The following is a 14,942-nucleotide window of genomic DNA, read 5'->3' as shown; positions in this document are numbered from 1 at the left end:
GCAAAAAACCCGCGACAGCGCAAAGATCGTGCCTGTGATAACTTCCACGCCAATCCCAAGAATCCGAGAGAACACCGTATGACCCCATTGCAGGCCCACGCCGACGCAATTTTGCAACAACGCCTGAAGGCCTTGACCCCCCAGCAGCTCAAGGGCATGCGCCGGGGCATTGAAAAGGAAAGCCTGCGCGCCCAGCCCAGCGGCGCGCTGGCGCTGACGCCGCACCCCGCCGCACTCGGCTCGGCATTGACGCACCCCAGCATCACCACCGATTTCAGCGAGTCGCAGGTCGAGCTGGTCACCGGCGCCCATGCCAGCCCCGAAGCCGCGCTGGACGAACTCACGCAGCTGCACCAGTTCACCTACCGCGCGCTCAAGGAAAACGGCGACGAAATGCTCTGGGTGTCGAGCATGCCCTGCGGCCTGCCGACCGACGAAACCATTCCGATTGCCCGCTTTGGCTCGTCCAACGTCGGCCGCGCCAAGAGCGTGTACCGCATGGGCCTGTCGCACCGCTACGGCCGGCGCATGCAGACCATTTCGGGCATTCACTACAACTGGTCGCTGCCCGGCGTGAGCAGCGAGCAGTACTTCGCGCTGATCCGCAATTTCCGCCGCCATGCCTTTGTGCTGCTGTACCTGTTCGGCGCCTCGCCGGCGGTGTGCTCGACCTTTGTCGCCGGCCGCCAGCATGAACTGCAGGCGCTGACCGACACCACCATGTACATGCCGCACGGCACGTCGCTGCGCATGGGGCGGCTGGGCTACCAGAGCGATGCGCAGGCGTCGCTGGCCGTCAGCTACAACAGCCTCGAAGGCTATGCCGCGTCGCTGCAGGACGCGCTGAGCCGGCCTTATCCGGCCTATGAAAAGGTCGGCATCCGCAACCCGGGCGGCGACTACAACCAGCTGGCGACCACGCTGCTGCAGATCGAGAACGAGTTCTACGGAACGATTCGCCCCAAGCGCGTGATCCGCCAGGGCGAGCGGCCGCTGCATGCGCTGCGCGAGCGCGGGGTTGAATACATCGAGGTGCGCCTGATGGACCTGGACCCGTTCGAGACGGTCGGCATCAACGCGCAGACCATGCGCTTCATCGACGTGTTCCTGCTGCACTGCCTGCTGTCCGACAGCCCGCCCGACACGCCGGCCGAAATCAGCGAACTCAAGCACAACCAGCACCAGACGGCCGCGCGTGGCCGCGAACCCGGCGTGATGCTCAAGCGCCAGGGCGGCGAGGTGTCGCTGGTGGCATGGGGCGCGGAAATTCTGGCTGAATGCGCGCCAATTGCCGCCGCGCTCGATGCCGAGCACGGCGGCACGCAGTACCGCGATGCGCTGGCCGCCGCCGGCACTGGCCTGGCCGATGCCGACACGCTGCCATCGGCCAGGGTGCTGGCCGCGATGGCGCAGGACTTTGACAATTCCTTCGTTCAGTTTGCCCGGGCCCAGTCGCTGAAAACCCAGGCTGCCCTGCAAAGCCTGCCCCTGACGGACGAACAACTGGCGCGTTTCACCGACCTGACCCGTCAATCCATCCAGGCGCAAAAGGACATCGAAGCGGCCGACAGCATGCTGTTCGAGGACTACCGCAAGCAGTATGTGTCGCCTGCGCACCTGAAAGTGCGGGTGCGCGAGGCGGTGCATGGCTGAGCCGGGGCTTCGGCAGCGCTGCATGGCCGGCTTGGCTGATCTTTTGTAACTCTCCTGCCTTGCTGCAGGTCAACGGCCTTGTTGGCCCTTTGGCGTTGGCCTTGCTTGGCGACGCGCAGGGTTTGCTGTGTCTTGTGCTTGATGTTTTCGGGTTTTCGGGCTTGGAGCGCCTTGCCGGCGGGGAAGAACTGCTGATGCTTGCGGTTTCTGTTCTTTGGTTTTGGTTTTGGTTTTGGTTTTGGTTTTGGGCCTTTGGGCGGCTTCTTCTGCGGTTTGAGGGGTGAGCGCCTGCCCGGCGGGGGGTAACTTTCTTTTCTGGCAAAAAAGAAAGTCACGGCGGATTCAAAGACCAAGTGCAACAGTAGGGATAAGGCCGGCTTTTGCCATGCTGGCATCGTCGTAGAACACCTCTGCAGCGCTGCGCCAGCCGAGGCTCTTTCGGGGGCGCGTATTGAGCTCCCAGGCCATCTCATCGAGCTCTCGCTGGGAGTACACGCCCAGGTCCGTGCCCTTGGGCAGGTACTGGCGCAGCAACCCGTTGGTGTTCTCGTTGAGGCCCCGTTGCCAGGGGCTGTGGGGGTCGCAAAAGTAGATTGTCATCCCGGTGTTGTCGGCCAGGCTTTTGTGCAGCGCCATCTCCTTGCCCTGGTCGTACGTCAGCGTCTGGCGCAACTCCTGCGGCAGCGCACAGAACGCCCTGGTGAAGCCGTCGAGCACGTCTGCAGCCTTGCTGCTGCCCAGTTTGACCATCATGGTGAACAGCGACTTCCTGCACACCAGCGTGCCGACAGACGACGCGTTGGCCTTGCCCACGATCAGGTCGCCCTCCCAGTGGCCGGGCAGCAAACGCTCGTTGGCCTGGGCCGGGCGCGCATGAATGCTCAACGTGCCCTGCAGCGAGCCGCGCCTGTCAGTGCCCCGGCTGCGGCGCCTGCGTGCACAGCGGCCCTGGCGCAGCAGCCCGACCAGCTCACGGCGCAGCTCTCCCCCGGGCATGGCGTAGATGGCGGCGTGGATCGCGGTGTAGATGGTTTCATGACAGGCCTGCAACTGACGTTGCCCGGGATGGCGCTGCCTGAGTTTGGCAGCGATCTGCTCGGGCGAGCACTTCAGTTCCAGCAGCGCCCTGACCTCGGCCCACAGGAGACCAGTGTGGTGGAGTTTGCGCGACGGCCAGGCTTCGCGGCGCACCCGTCTGGCCCGCTTGCCGGCGCGCTTTGCGTCATAGCCGCCAGCGATGCGGGGGCGACCCATGACGCATTGCCCGGCTTCGCTTTGCCACTCATTGCGGCGCAGCTCGCGCGAGATCGTGCTCGGCGCTCTGCCCAGTGCACTGGCAATCGAGCGCATGCTGCAGAACTGCAGCTTCATGGCCATCACCACGCCGCGCTCTTCAGCATTCAATTGTTGATAGGTTCTTGTCATGCAACTCCTCCGGATTCGTAGTGTTGCACTTGCGATTTGAATCCGCCGTGACTTTCTTTTTTGCCAGAAAAGAAAGTTACCCCCCGCCGGGAAGGCGCTCACCCCTCAAACCACAGAAGAAGCCGCCAAAGAACAAGAACAGAAACAGAAACAGAAACCGCAGCAATCAACGCCCGAAACGTTGGCAGTTACAAATTTGCAAGAGAAAAAGGCATTTTGCGCTTGCTGAATAAGGGTCAACAGCTATTGAAAATGTAGCAAGTTTGTTGGATGCAAGCCGGTCATTGCCGAGCGGCTGTCGGTGACAGCCCAAGCAAAGCGTCTTCCCGCCAACAAGCCGCCGCTGCATAAAACCCCTCCCACATGCAGCCATTGCAGCCGCGTCCGCAGCAGCTCGTGGGTTCCAGTGGCGGGCTGCGCAGGTTGACGCCAGCGTCCAGGGCGCGCTGCTGAAGGTCGGTGAAGAGCAATTGCCATGCCTTCGGGCAGGCGGGCACGCACGGGTTAGCCACGGACGCATTCGGCATGGCGTGCCGTTCAGGGCTTGCCCTGCGCCGTCATGCGCCGCTTGGCATACAACCCCAGAAAGGCGCAGCCCAGCACCAGCGCAAACCAGCCGACCAGCGAAGCCTTGGCGACGATGCCCTGCATGCCGGGCGAGGTGATGTAGTAGGGCGACACCAGCACGCCCAGCCCGATCAGGACGCACAGCACGCCCTTGATCAGCAGGTCGTTGTTGGCCTTTTTGTCAGCCATACGGGTGTTGGGGTTGTTGGGTCGGCGGGTGGGGGCATCGGGTAAAGGCATGCGCCGGATTTTCCCCTATTCGCCTGGCCTCGCCAGGCCGCCGCGCGGAACCGCCCCTGAAAAGGCGACAATTCGCTGTTCGGTGCCGGGCGGCTGGCATTAAAAAGCCCGCCCCCTTGGCTGCCATCACGCAGCCTTCCATGCACATTCAACCCAAGAAAGAAACACCCCGATGGCCATCCAGTGGTTTCCCGGTCACATGCACCTGACCAAAAAAGCTATTGCAGAGCGCATCAAGGAAATTGATGTGGTGATCGAGCTGCTCGACGCCCGGCTGCCCGGCTCCAGCGCCAACCCGATGCTGGCCGGGCTGACCGGCGCCAAGCCGGCGCTCAAGGTGCTGAACAAGCAGGACCTGGCCGACCCGGCGCGCACCGCGCTCTGGCTCGACCACTACAACAGCCAGCCCGGCACCCGCGCCATTGGCCTGGATGCCAGCATGAGCACGCCGGCCAAGGCGCTGATCGACGCCTGCCACGCCTTGGCGCCGACGCGCGGCAGCATGGTCAAGCCGATGCGCGTGCTGATCTGCGGCATTCCCAACGTCGGCAAATCGACGCTGATCAACACGCTGACCGGCAAGCGCGCGACCAAGACCGGCGACGAGGCCGGCATCACCAAGGTCGAGCAGCGCCTGGTGCTGGCCGACGGCTTTTACCTGTGGGACACGCCCGGCATGCTCTGGCCGCGCATCATCGTCGCCAAGAGCGGCTACAACCTGGCTGCCAGCGGCGCGATTGGCCGCAATGCCTTCGAGGAAGAGGAAGTGGCGCTCGAACTGCTCGACTACCTGATGCACAACTACCCGTCCATGCTGGAGGCGCGCTACAAGGTCGAGATCACGCCGCAAACCACCGACGAGCTGCTGCTGGAGGAAATCGGCCGCAAGCGCGGCGCCGTGCTGTCCAAGGGCCGCATCAACCTGCAAAAGGCCGCCGAAATCGTGATTTATGAATTCCGCGCCGCTACGCTGGGCCGCATCACGCTGGAAACGCCTGACGAATTCGACAGTGCGCTGGTCGCCGGGCAATTGCTGGACGCCGCGCGGCAGGTGAAAAAAGACAAGATCGAGACCGACCGCCTGATCAGGCAAAAGAAACTCCCCCGGCCCGTCAAGTTCGGTTCACGCTAGGCGGGCCGCAGGCAGCAGGCGCTGATCGCGACCGAAAGCCGCCTACGCCCGCCGGAGAAAGCCGCCAGCGCCATGCTGTCGCTGGCTACAGCGGCAGGCGATGCAATCCGACAGCGCAAGCCCTGCCGCGTCCCTACGATGAAGACCGCATCCAATAAAGTGAGGGAGTTTTGATGATCACAGCGACAGCGGTCGAAATCAGCGCCAGTAGCACCACCGGTTTTGACGACGCGATCAACCGGGGCATCCACCAGGCCTGCGCGGGGCTGCGCGACCTGCGCAAGCTTCGCAGCACCTGCGTCAATGACCAGCAGATATGCCTTGAAAAAGGCCACCCTGCCAGCTACCGGGTGAGCCTGCAGGTCACGTTCGTGCAGGACGGCGAAGAATAGCGTGGCATCTGCGGGAGTTACTATAAAAAGCATAGCTGACTGCGCACGTCCTGCGTGCGCGGAACGCTGTTTTGTTTGAAAACCTGTAACTAATTTAGCGACTCGAAGCATCCTTCTTCCGTTGTCATTCCAGGCACTGAATTGAGTGGTTGCAAAAACCTGGGGGTGGCAAAGGCGCTGATGGCGCCTTGCGGGAATGCGCCAGGCCGTTCTGCGGCTCGCGCCTTTGGAGCCGTGGTCCGGGCCAGCGGCAGGGCTGTACGAACTGTCTTACGCGAAGGCGCGAAGCTGGTTGGTTGCATCGCTCCGCCAGACTGTCTAACTTGACCCTATGCACGCAGGGGCCGATGCCCGACCTGAAGGCGTCCATGAAATCCGTAACCAGCAACAGGGAAAGCGCATGACTCAGCAACCCGCTCCATCGTCCGCCGGCGGCATGAATCAATCCTCGGGACCGGCCTCTGAGGTCAACTTCGACAGCCAGTCGGTCGCGGGCGAGGAAGACCCGGGCGCCGCGCTGGACGTGTCCGGCGCTTCGCCGCCCAAGCCGTCCGGCGCCACGGTTTCCATGCCTGCAGACAGCGTGAACCCGGGCGACGAAGCGCCTGAAGGCACGCCCGGGACCGGCGAAGGACTCTGCCGCGAATGCGGCGGTTCCGGCCGGGTGGGCGATGTGGCCTGTCCATCCTGCAGGGGCAGCGGCAAGGTCATTGTCGGCATTGGCGGAGCGTGACGGACCCTGGCGCCCGGCTTTGCTACTTGTCAATTGACTCTTCAACCTTGTCAACAAAGGATGCCCCATGAACCCGATCACCAGTGCCTTCATGCCCAATGCCACCAACATGATCCGGCTGGACCATACCCATACGATGGCCACCTTTCACCAGTACAAGAGCACCAGCAAGCCGCAGGTCAAGCGCGGGCTGGTCAACACCGTCTGCCTGGCGCTGGAGGTGCATGCGCAGCTGGAAGAGGAAATCTTCTATCCCGCCGTTCGTGAAGTCTCCGACATCGAGGCGATCAGGAAAGCGCTTCCCGAGCATGCCGAGATGAAGCGGCTGATCGCCCTGCTGCGCGACATGGAACCCGAAGATGCGCGCTATGACGACACGTTCATGGAATTGATGCGCGACGTGATGCACCATGTCGCCGATGAAGAAACCCTGATTCTTCCCGAGGCCGAGCGGCTGCTGCAGGACCAGCTCGGCGAGTTGGGCGCCAGGATGATGAAGCGCCGGCTCGAACTGGTGGCGCCGCGCACGGCGGACATCGCAGTGAACATGGCGCGCGCCATGCCTGCACCGTCGATTGCCATGCTGGCGGGCGCCACCATGGCCGGCGTGCTGCTGGGCCGGCGCCTGATGCGCCACTAAGGCGCCAGCGCTTTGCCGGCCGCCTTCCAGGCGCGGCCGGCAAGGCTCGGCGAGGTGACGGATGAATATGTCGCCAAGGGTGTTACATATGTTCGTTAGCGCACATATAAATGGGCAGGTATTGCCTATACTCCGGCCTCACGCGAGATCGCTACACAGTAGTAAATCGAGCCAGATTTACCCTGAAAGTCCCGATGCCTGTTTCTCCCGACCCGAAGAAAAACCACTTGCTTGCGGCCTTGCCGGAGGCTGAATGGCAGCGCTGGCTGCCGCAGCTTGAGTTTGTCGAAATGCCGCTGGGCCAGGTGCTTTATGAGTCGGGCAGCACGCTCAGCCACGTTTATTTCCCGATCACCTCCATCGTCTCGCTGCTCTACGTCCTGGAAAACGGCGCGTCGGCCGAGATTGCCGTGGTCGGCTATGAAGGCATCGTCGGCATTTCGCTGTTCATGGGCGGCGAGTCAACGCCCAGCCGGGCGGTGGTGCAAAGCGCCGGCCACGGTTTCCGGCTCAAGGCGCTGGCGATCAAGGAAGAATTCAAGCGCGCGCCGGTGCTGCACCTGCTGCTGCGCTACACCCAGGCCCTGATCACGCAAATGGCCCAGACGGCAGTGTGCAACCGCCACCATTCACTGGACCAGCAACTGTGCCGCTGGCTGCTGCTCAGCCTGGACCGGCTACAGGGCAATGAGCTGGTGATGACGCAGGAACTGATTGCCAACATGCTCGGGGTGCGCCGCGAAGGCGTGACCGAAGGCGCGCTCAGTCTGCAAAAAGCCGGTCTGATCAGCTATTCGCGCGGCCGCATCCTGGTGCTCGACCGGCCCGGGCTGGAAAAACGCACCTGCGAATGCTATGCGGTGGTCAAGAAGGAATACGACCGGCTGCTTCCGGAAAAGCTGTCCGCCTGAGCGGCTTGCGGCTGAACCGCCAGCCCGGTCCCGACCCGAAACCGGGCCTAAAACCAGCCTGGAGACTGTTTTTTGTGAGAATTTGCAAGCGTAGGGCATACTCGGCCACTCCGAATCGAACTGTATTTGTCAGCTGCGCGGCTTTGAACTTGCCCCTTTCCTGGAAGGGTCTGCAACACACCGAAAGCCCGCATGAATGCTGCCCAAAATCACCTGATTGAAATGCTCCCCGTGGCCGACCGCAGCCGCCTCCTGGCGCTTTGCGAGCCGGTCGAGCTGGTGCTGTCCGAGGTGCTGTGCGAACCCGGCAAACCGACCCGCCATGTGTATTTCCCGACGCAGGGCTACATTTCGCTGGTCGCGCTGGTCGACGGCAGTCCGGGCGTGGAGGTGGGCATGGTGGGCCGTGAAGGCATGCTGGGCGCACAACTGGTGCTGGGCGTGGCCACCGTTCCCCTGCATGCGCTGGTTCAGGGGCAGGGCACGGCCTGGCGCATCGCCACCGCGCCCTTCAAGCGCGAACTGGCGCGCAGCGCGGCCTTGCGGCGCGGCCTGAACCGCTACCTGTATGTGCTCATGGCCCAGCAGGCAAGCTCTGCGGCCTGCCTGCGTTTTCACCTGATCGGCCAGCGCCTGGCGCGCTGGCTGCTGATGAGCCAGGACCGGGCCCATTCGGACAGTTTTCACCTGACGCACGAGTTTCTGGCCTACATGCTGGGCATGCGCCGCGTCGGCATCACGGCAGCGGCCAGTGCGCTGCAGCGCGACGGACTGATCGAGTACCACCGGGGCGAAATCACCGTGCTGGACCGCAGCGGACTGGAAGCCGCCGCCTGCAGCTGCTACGCCACCAGCGAGCAGACCTACAGCGACCTGCTGGGGTCGGCTGCCAAGGCCCCTGCACATTAAAAAGCGCCAGGCTATGTACGCTAGCCAACAGACAAATTCACGTTAAAAAGTTACAAGTGCTTCCAGGCGAACGATTCGATAACTGCTCCTTTCGTGAGCAGATAGGCGAGGGGCGTCGCTGTAACAACTGTCAACCGAAGCACCATGAACCATTCGATCTGCCACCCCGCCGAAGCCGGACGCCTCCTGATCGCCAGCCCCGGGCATGGTGTCGGCCAGGCCGGCATTGCGGCTGAAGACTGGAATCTTCTGTTTTGCGCCGTGACAGACCGGCTCAGGCAATGCGCGAACGATCTGCTGGCCGCAGGCAGCCTGCCGCAGCAAACACCCCCGGCCATTTCATTTTCCAGCGAGGTGCTCGAGTGCGCCGATGCCTTGGACCGGCTCCATGCGGACCTCAGGCAACGACGCGCATGACTCAATGAATGATCAAATAATAATTTATCAAATTGTATTTTTTATCAATTTTGATTTTTTGATCACTTGTAGGACGTGGCGCTGACATTTTCTAACATGTACTTTTGCAACCAGATCACTCCCATAATCGCGCACAGAACGCGTAAAAGTAGCGAATTTTCGTAACTTTTCTGCGCGTCCCACACCGACAGGAACATCAAATGAAACAATTCACAAGCCAGTTCAGCCACCGCCCGTGGCTGCCAGCGCTGCTGCTGAGTGCCCTGGCAGCCGGATGCGGCGGCGGCGACGGTGGACGCGATCCCATCCTCGGTTCGGGCGCAACAGTCGTCACGCCGGTGCCAGTAGCCGTGGCGCCTTCGGTCACCGCCGTGGTGCCGGTGAATGATTCCACCGGTGTTGCACTCAACCACACCCTGATCACCGCCGCCTTCAGCGAGCCGGTGTCGCTGTCCGGCGCGGGCGCTTTCACGCTGAGCTGCGCTACGCCGTGTGTCGCTCCCGCAGGCAGCGTGACGTTCGATGCGAACCAGCAACTGGCCACCTTTGAACTCGCCCCGAGCGCCACCCTGGCAGCCGCCACCAGCTACACGGTCACCATCAGCGACGCAAAAAGCCTGGCCAGCGGCCTGGCCATGGTCAGCCCGTATGTCTGGCGCTTCACCACCGGCCTCATTGCCGACACCACGCGGCCCCGCGTCTCCCTGACGGTTCCCGCCACGAAAAGCCCGGGTCCGCTGACCGGCGTGCCCGCCAATACCGCCATCAGCGCCGCGTTTACCGAAGCCATGGCCCCAGGCAGCCTGAGCGCCGCCAGCTTTACCCTGACGTGTATTGCGCCTTGCGTTTCGCCATCCGGAACGGTGAGCTATTCCCTGGCCAGCAAAACCGCATTTTTCAGGCCATCGGCCGCACTGGCCGTGGGAACGACCTACACCGCCACCGTGACCCGCGCCGCGACCGACCTGGCGCGCAACCAGCTGGCCGGCAACCAGGCGCCACTGCCTGCGGCCAGCAACCATGTCTGGACCTTCACCACCGCAGCGCCCACGCCGCCCGCGAATGTCTCGGTGTCTTCCACCCGGCCTTTGGCCAATGCCGGCAATGTCTGCACGAATTCCACGGTCAGCGCCAGTTTCAGCGTGCCTTCCGGCCTTGAAATGGACCCGGCCAGCGTCAATGCCGCAAGCTTCACCCTGACCGGCCCGGGGCTGACCCCCGTGGCCGTGGTATCCGTGGAACTGGACAACGCGACCGGCCGCATCGCCACGCTCAAGCCTCTGGCGCCGCTGACCGCTGGCGTGACCTATTCCGCCGTGGTCAAGGGCGGTGTGAACGGCGTCAAGGACCTGGCCAATCCGGCCAACCCGATGGCGGCCAGCTACCCGTGGACGTTCACCGCTGTCAACTGCATCCAGCCACCCGTTCCTTCGGCCATTGTGCTGGGCGCAGCCGCCACCTTTGCCAGTTATGGCGGCACCGCCGGCATGACCAACCAGGGGATTGACACGGTCATCAACGGCGACATCGGCACCACGGCGGTCTCGACCGGCGTGACCGGTTTTCACGACACCGGCGGCAACGTCTACACCGTGACGCCGCTGAACAACGGCGCCGTGAACGGCAGCATCTACACCTATCCGCCAGCGCCCGGCAACGCCACGACCAAGGCGATTGCCGACGCCGCCCTGAACGCCGCGCAAAATGCCTACAACCAGCTGGTTGCCATGCCGCCCGGCGCCTATGCCGGTGCCGGCGAACTGGGCCTGCTGACGCTGGCCCCCGGCACCTACACCTCGGCCACCTCGTACAAGCTCACGCAGGGCGACCTGACGCTTGACGCGCAAGGCGACCCGAACGCGGTCTTCATCTTTCAGATGGGCAGTTCACTGACGGTCGGCATTGCCGGACCGACAGGCGCGCGCAGCATCATCCTGGCCAACGGCGCGCAGGCGAAAAACGTGTTCTGGCAGGTCGGCACCTCGGCCACCATCAATGCGGCCGGTGGCGGCTTCATGAAGGGCACCATCATTGCCCAGCAGGCCGTGACCTTCTCGACCGCCGGCAACGCCAAGCTCACGGTGCTCGACGGCCGTGCGCTGAGCCTGATCTCTGGCGTGACCATGGTGAACACACGCATCAACCTGCCTTGAGGCAGTTCAAAAGCCGGCAGGGATGATTTCCGCCGGCTTTGCCTTTCCAACCATGCTCCTGGCGCATTGGCAAGGGGTCAACGATTCAAATCCTGCTTGGAGAAAAACATGAAATTAACAAAAGTCACAAGTGCGCTCGGCCTGGCAGCGCTGGCTAGCCTTGCCGGCCCCGGCGCCATGGCGCAAGGCCAGGACTCGGGCTGGTACGGCGGCGCCAACGTGGGCCGATCGGCCGCCACCATCGACGACGAGCGGATCAACCGTGGCCTGCTGGGCAGCGGCTTTCGTTCCAGCACCATCAATGATGACGACCGCTCCACCGGCTACAAGATTTTTGGCGGCTACCAGCTGAACCGCAATTTTGCGGTCGAAGGCGGCTATTTCGACCTCGGGAATTTCGGCTACACCGCCACCACCGTGCCGGCCGGAACGCTCGACGGCCGTATCAAGCTGCGCGGCCTGAACCTCGACCTGGTCGGCACCGTTCCCCTGAGCGAGAAGTTTTCCGTGTTCGGCCGGGCCGGGCTGAACTACGCGCAGGCGCGCGATTCCTTCAGCGGCACGGGCGCCGTCCAGGTAGCCAGTCCCAACCCGCGCAAGAACGACACCAACTACAAGCTCGGCCTGGGGCTGCAATACGCCTTGAGCGAGTCGCTGGCCGTGCGCGCCGAGGCCGAGCGCTACCGCGTCAACGACGCCATCGGCAACCGTGGCCACATCGACCTGGTGTCGGTCGGCCTGATCTACCGCTTTGGCGGCAAGACCCAGGCACCCGCGCCACGCATGGCGGCCGCCGAGCAGGTCCGCGAGATCGTGGCCGTGGCACCGCCGCCACCGCCACCTGCGCCCCGGTTTGAAAAGTACACCTTGTCGGCCACCGAGCTGTTCGCCTTCGACAGCGCCGAGCTGCGCCTGCCGCAGGCCAGGCTCGATGAAATCGCCAGCGCCCTTAGCCGCCATGCCGAGGTCAACGACATCGTCATCACCGGCTACACCGACCGCATCGGCTCCAGCGCCTACAACCAGAAGCTGTCAGAGCGCCGCGCCGCCGCCGTCAAGACCTACCTGGCCAGCAAGGGCGTTGACGCCGCGCGCCTGAAGGCGCAGGGCAAGGGCGAAGCCGATCCGGTCGTGACCTGCACCGACAGGCAGCTTCCCGCACTGATCAAGTGCCTGGAGCCGAACCGGCGCGTCGAAGTCGAAAACATCACCATCGAACGCCGGGTGCAATAGCCCGGCCGGAACGACGCATGGCCGGACAGGACCGGCAAGATGACAAAAAAGGCGCGATCAGCGCCTTTTTTCATGGCTGTTTCCAGTGCAGTCCAGCAAAAAAACGGTCTCGCTTCCGACAACTTCTAAGGGCATACCCCTACAGTCGCGCCAGGCCGTTTGCAAAAAATAAAAGTCATGGCGCAAGCAGTCCCAACCGGCGTGCGTCGGTGGTGGCTGCACCTTGGTCAATTGCCGGGCAGGGCCCGCAAAGCCAGCGCCGGTGCGGGTTTTGGTAGTTGTGAACATTGTTATCCACAGGGTAGCGCACAGAATTCAGGGATAATTTTTAGTCGGTAGCGCTGTGTGGAACAAAACAGCAAGACGGATCACGAGGGCCTGAAAAACATGTTTTCATAGGCAAAAATCTGTTTTCGCTCGCTGGCGGCAGAAGAACTGGTGATTTAAAAGGCACCGCCCGGCAAGCCAGTGGTGGCGCGGCTTGCGGGGCTTTTGAACAATGTTATGCACAGGGTGGCCCACAGTAATTGGGGGCAATTCAATGGGTTACCGCATGCCGTCTTGGGTGCTCTGATGGCGTGGCTGGGGGGTCTACATTGGTTCTGGCCGCCTGGACTGGCCGGCATCCCGGTTATTTTCTGGCTGCAAAAGCCACAAAGAGATAAAGGCTTACCCTTGGACCATAAGCAAAATTTCACAGGTGGATGGAATGAACTGGTTTAAAAAAATCCCGCATCGCTACCGCGCCGCCAGCGGCCTGGAATGGCGGCTGTGGCGCAAGCTGCCGCTGATCACCCTGGCCGGCACGGCGCTGCCCTTGCTCTGCCTTGCGCTGGTGCATCTGCTGGGCGAGCCGGTGCCTGACGCCAGCGAGGCGCGCTGGATCCAGATGATGGACTACGTCGTCGGCGGCGTGATCATCTTTCACTGGTCCATGGTCCTCACCATCGGCATCGGCTGCGTCATCGTGATGGTGATGAAGGGCCCCGGCTATGTGGCCGACGGCTACCGGGTGTCGCACAGCGATCAGCCACGCGCCGCGCACGAAACCGCCGAAGAGGCATCGGCCTACCGCCTGCCCGAAGCCTGAAGCCGGCGCCCCGGACAGGTTCCGGTGCTTCCTGCCGGTTTATGGAAGCACTTGACAAGCCTCAAGCAAAACGCATTCATCGCACGGTTTTCCTCAACCGGCTTGCAAAACCCCTTGAATTTTTTCAGGTCGCCAATATCGTGATGGCGTCAGGGCTGGCTGGCACCCGTGCCGGCCAGAAAGCATGTCCGGCGCATCGCCTGATGCGTCAGCGGGCAACAGGACCTGCGCTGTTGAGCCCAGGATGTTTTCACCAACGCAAAGCAAGGAGAGGCACCTCATGAATGGAACACTGAACCTTTACGGCGACCTGTTCGCCGAACTCAACCGCCTGCAGGAAAGTTTCGGGCAGGCTTTCCGCCCCGACGGCGCCGGCAGCATCCGCGCGCTGCCGCGCCATACCTTCCCGGTCATCAATATCGGCAGCACGCTTGACGCCATTGAAGTGCTGGCGCTGACGCCTGGCGTGGACCCGGCCACGCTGCAGATCACGGTGGACAAGGGGCTGCTGGTGATTGCCGGCGAACGCAAAAGTGACGGCCCGGCCCAGAACGAGCGCACCACCGTCTATGCGCAGGAGCGCTTCAAGGGCAGTTTTCGCCGCGTGATTTCGCTGCCGGACGATGCCGACCCGGGCCGCATCAACGCCACCTGCCGCGACGGCATGCTGCGCGTGACCGTGCCGCGCCGCGAAGCATCCAAGCCCCGCCAGATCAGCGTCAACTGAACGCCAGCAAGCCACTTTTTTTGACCAAGGAGGAATAGTCATGAACAGCAACCAGCAGAACCAGCAGACAGGCCAGCCCGCCAGCCAGGCTTCCCAGCAGCCCGGCCAGACGGAAACGCAAGGCGCCCAGTCGAGCCAGGACAGCCGCTCTGGCGCTGGCCAGCCGAGCCAGAAAAACACCGTGCAGGCGCAGGATCAGGGCCAGGGCAAAGGGCAGGGCAGCCGGGAGGTTTCGTCCACCGACTCTTCAAGCCGGCAGGCAAAGCCGTCGCAAGGCAGCGTTTTGCTGCCGCCTGTCGATATTTTTGAAGACGAGAGCGGCTTCACGCTGATCGCCGACATGCCCGGCGTCGCCAAGGAGCAACTGGTGGTCCGGGTGACCGGCGACAACCTGCTGATCGAAGGCGCCGCGACCGTTCCGGTGACCGGCAGCATGGAACTGGTGTACGGCGAAATCCAGTCGCCGCAGTACCGGCGCAGCTTCACGCTCAGCCGCGAGCTGGACCCCGGCAAGATCGAGGCCACGCTCGCCAACGGCGTGCTGAACCTGCGCATCCCCAAGGCCGAGGAAGCCCGGCCGCGCCGCATCGACGTTAGCGTCGGCTGACGCCAGTCCATCTCGCCAGACCCGGCTGCGTCGCGGTAGCCGGGTCTGGCTGGGATGCGACTGGTGAAAATGGCATGAAGGTTGTCAAAATTGATAGCTGCTCACGCCCTGTC

At 63.1% G+C, this 14,942-nt stretch carries 18 protein-coding genes; 15 read left to right on the top strand and 3 right to left on the bottom strand.

All coding sequences use genetic code 11. The features are described 5' to 3' along the window. Positions 1 to 78: 78 nt before the first annotated feature. Entirely contained in the window at positions 79 to 1,653 is a 1,575-nt protein-coding gene (gene gshA, locus EC86_RS0109405; RefSeq protein ID WP_029525393.1) for a glutamate--cysteine ligase, read from the top strand. Positions 1,654 to 1,712: 59 nt separating this feature from the next. Beyond that, entirely contained in the window at positions 1,713 to 1,937 is a 225-nt protein-coding gene (locus EC86_RS0109400) for a hypothetical protein (protein WP_029525392.1), read from the top strand. 58 nt (positions 1,938 to 1,995) lie between these two features. On the opposite strand, the gene EC86_RS0109395 is transcribed toward EC86_RS0109400, so the two are convergent. From EC86_RS0109395 to EC86_RS0109390, 3 genes are all read right to left on the bottom strand, one after another. Further along, positions 1,996 to 3,078: an IS30 family transposase gene (locus EC86_RS0109395; protein ID WP_029524521.1), complete on the bottom strand. Its 1,083-nt coding sequence runs from the start codon at positions 3,076 to 3,078 to the stop codon at positions 1,996 to 1,998. Positions 3,079 to 3,359: 281 nt separating this feature from the next. Continuing rightward, positions 3,360 to 3,605: an oxidoreductase-like domain-containing protein gene (locus EC86_RS27700; RefSeq protein WP_084181255.1), complete on the bottom strand. Its 246-nt coding sequence runs from the start codon at positions 3,603 to 3,605 to the stop codon at positions 3,360 to 3,362. Between the two features lie 10 nt (positions 3,606 to 3,615). Then, the gene (locus tag EC86_RS0109390) at positions 3,616 to 3,834 is read right to left on the bottom strand and encodes a hypothetical protein (protein ID WP_036772029.1); all 219 of its coding nucleotides are present in this window, start codon (positions 3,832 to 3,834) and stop codon (positions 3,616 to 3,618) included. Between the two features lie 223 nt (positions 3,835 to 4,057). On the opposite strand from EC86_RS0109390, the gene ylqF reads away from it, so the two are divergent. The 13 genes from ylqF (at position 4,058) to EC86_RS27695 (ending at position 14,829) form a co-directional block, all read left to right on the top strand. After that, positions 4,058 to 5,017, top strand: a complete 960-nt coding sequence (ylqF, locus tag EC86_RS0109385) for a ribosome biogenesis GTPase YlqF (protein WP_029525390.1) — start codon at positions 4,058 to 4,060, stop codon at positions 5,015 to 5,017. Positions 5,018 to 5,190: 173 nt separating this feature from the next. Further along, positions 5,191 to 5,409, top strand: a complete 219-nt coding sequence (locus EC86_RS0109380; protein WP_029525389.1) for a dodecin family protein — start codon at positions 5,191 to 5,193, stop codon at positions 5,407 to 5,409. Positions 5,410 to 5,809: 400 nt separating this feature from the next. Continuing rightward, the gene (locus EC86_RS26045) at positions 5,810 to 6,142 is read left to right on the top strand and encodes a hypothetical protein (protein ID WP_156955280.1); all 333 of its coding nucleotides are present in this window, start codon (positions 5,810 to 5,812) and stop codon (positions 6,140 to 6,142) included. Between the two features lie 67 nt (positions 6,143 to 6,209). Continuing rightward, positions 6,210 to 6,782: a hemerythrin domain-containing protein gene (locus EC86_RS0109370; RefSeq protein WP_029525388.1), complete on the top strand. Its 573-nt coding sequence runs from the start codon at positions 6,210 to 6,212 to the stop codon at positions 6,780 to 6,782. A 194-nt stretch (positions 6,783 to 6,976) separates the two neighbouring features. Beyond that, the gene (locus EC86_RS0109365) at positions 6,977 to 7,693 is read left to right on the top strand and encodes a Crp/Fnr family transcriptional regulator (protein ID WP_029525387.1); all 717 of its coding nucleotides are present in this window, start codon (positions 6,977 to 6,979) and stop codon (positions 7,691 to 7,693) included. A 192-nt stretch (positions 7,694 to 7,885) separates the two neighbouring features. Further along, positions 7,886 to 8,602 (top strand): Crp/Fnr family transcriptional regulator, encoded by a 717-nt coding sequence (locus EC86_RS0109360; RefSeq protein ID WP_029525386.1) that lies wholly within the window; start codon positions 7,886 to 7,888, stop codon positions 8,600 to 8,602. Between the two features lie 144 nt (positions 8,603 to 8,746). Beyond that, positions 8,747 to 9,019 (top strand): hypothetical protein, encoded by a 273-nt coding sequence (locus EC86_RS0109355; protein WP_029525385.1) that lies wholly within the window; start codon positions 8,747 to 8,749, stop codon positions 9,017 to 9,019. A gap of 200 nt (positions 9,020 to 9,219) precedes the next feature. After that, positions 9,220 to 11,172, top strand: a complete 1,953-nt coding sequence (locus EC86_RS0109345; RefSeq protein WP_029525384.1) for an ice-binding family protein — start codon at positions 9,220 to 9,222, stop codon at positions 11,170 to 11,172. A 108-nt stretch (positions 11,173 to 11,280) separates the two neighbouring features. Continuing rightward, positions 11,281 to 12,405 (top strand): outer membrane beta-barrel protein, encoded by a 1,125-nt coding sequence (locus tag EC86_RS0109340; RefSeq protein WP_029525383.1) that lies wholly within the window; start codon positions 11,281 to 11,283, stop codon positions 12,403 to 12,405. Positions 12,406 to 13,114: 709 nt separating this feature from the next. Continuing rightward, a complete protein-coding gene (locus EC86_RS0109335; RefSeq protein WP_029525382.1) occupies positions 13,115 to 13,495 on the top strand; it encodes a hypothetical protein in 381 nt (126 codons plus the stop codon). Positions 13,496 to 13,536: 41 nt separating this feature from the next. Beyond that, positions 13,537 to 13,779: a hypothetical protein gene (locus EC86_RS28740; protein ID WP_156955279.1), complete on the top strand. Its 243-nt coding sequence runs from the start codon at positions 13,537 to 13,539 to the stop codon at positions 13,777 to 13,779. Beyond that, on the top strand, positions 13,776 to 14,222 hold the full coding sequence (locus EC86_RS0109330) for an Hsp20/alpha crystallin family protein (protein WP_029525381.1): 447 nt from the start codon (positions 13,776 to 13,778) through the stop codon (positions 14,220 to 14,222). Before EC86_RS28740 ends, EC86_RS0109330 begins: the two co-directional genes overlap by 4 nt. 40 nt (positions 14,223 to 14,262) lie before the next feature. Then, complete coding sequence (locus tag EC86_RS27695) at positions 14,263 to 14,829, top strand: Hsp20/alpha crystallin family protein (protein ID WP_084181253.1); 567 nt, start codon at positions 14,263 to 14,265, stop codon at positions 14,827 to 14,829. The last annotated feature ends 113 nt before the right edge of the window (positions 14,830 to 14,942 follow it).

It is taken from the genome of Polaromonas glacialis, from assembly GCF_000709345.1.
Classification (GTDB): domain Bacteria; phylum Pseudomonadota; class Gammaproteobacteria; order Burkholderiales; family Burkholderiaceae_C; genus Polaromonas; species Polaromonas glacialis.
Note: the sequence above shows the minus strand (reverse complement) of the source record. Positions and strands in the feature narration are given on the sequence as shown.

Bases quoted from the DNA above. Each gene is read 5' to 3' on its own strand.
- gshA (WP_029525393.1), top strand. From the start codon at position 79: ATGACCCCATTGCAGGCCCACGCCGACGCAATTTTGCAACAACGCCTG.
- EC86_RS0109395 (WP_029524521.1), bottom strand. From the start codon at position 3,078: ATGACAAGAACCTATCAACAATTGAATGCTGAAGAGCGCGGCGTGGTG.
- EC86_RS27700 (WP_084181255.1), bottom strand. From the start codon at position 3,605: ATGCCGAATGCGTCCGTGGCTAACCCGTGCGTGCCCGCCTGCCCGAAG.
- EC86_RS0109390 (WP_036772029.1), bottom strand. From the start codon at position 3,834: ATGGCTGACAAAAAGGCCAACAACGACCTGCTGATCAAGGGCGTGCTG.
- ylqF (WP_029525390.1), top strand. From the start codon at position 4,058: ATGGCCATCCAGTGGTTTCCCGGTCACATGCACCTGACCAAAAAAGCT.
- EC86_RS0109380 (WP_029525389.1), top strand. From the start codon at position 5,191: ATGATCACAGCGACAGCGGTCGAAATCAGCGCCAGTAGCACCACCGGT.
- EC86_RS26045 (WP_156955280.1), top strand. From the start codon at position 5,810: ATGACTCAGCAACCCGCTCCATCGTCCGCCGGCGGCATGAATCAATCC.
- EC86_RS0109370 (WP_029525388.1), top strand. From the start codon at position 6,210: ATGAACCCGATCACCAGTGCCTTCATGCCCAATGCCACCAACATGATC.
- EC86_RS0109365 (WP_029525387.1), top strand. From the start codon at position 6,977: ATGCCTGTTTCTCCCGACCCGAAGAAAAACCACTTGCTTGCGGCCTTG.
- EC86_RS0109360 (WP_029525386.1), top strand. From the start codon at position 7,886: ATGAATGCTGCCCAAAATCACCTGATTGAAATGCTCCCCGTGGCCGAC.
- EC86_RS0109355 (WP_029525385.1), top strand. From the start codon at position 8,747: ATGAACCATTCGATCTGCCACCCCGCCGAAGCCGGACGCCTCCTGATC.
- EC86_RS0109345 (WP_029525384.1), top strand. From the start codon at position 9,220: ATGAAACAATTCACAAGCCAGTTCAGCCACCGCCCGTGGCTGCCAGCG.
- EC86_RS0109340 (WP_029525383.1), top strand. From the start codon at position 11,281: ATGAAATTAACAAAAGTCACAAGTGCGCTCGGCCTGGCAGCGCTGGCT.
- EC86_RS0109335 (WP_029525382.1), top strand. From the start codon at position 13,115: ATGAACTGGTTTAAAAAAATCCCGCATCGCTACCGCGCCGCCAGCGGC.
- EC86_RS28740 (WP_156955279.1), top strand. From the start codon at position 13,537: ATGGAAGCACTTGACAAGCCTCAAGCAAAACGCATTCATCGCACGGTT.
- EC86_RS0109330 (WP_029525381.1), top strand. From the start codon at position 13,776: ATGAATGGAACACTGAACCTTTACGGCGACCTGTTCGCCGAACTCAAC.
- EC86_RS27695 (WP_084181253.1), top strand. From the start codon at position 14,263: ATGAACAGCAACCAGCAGAACCAGCAGACAGGCCAGCCCGCCAGCCAG.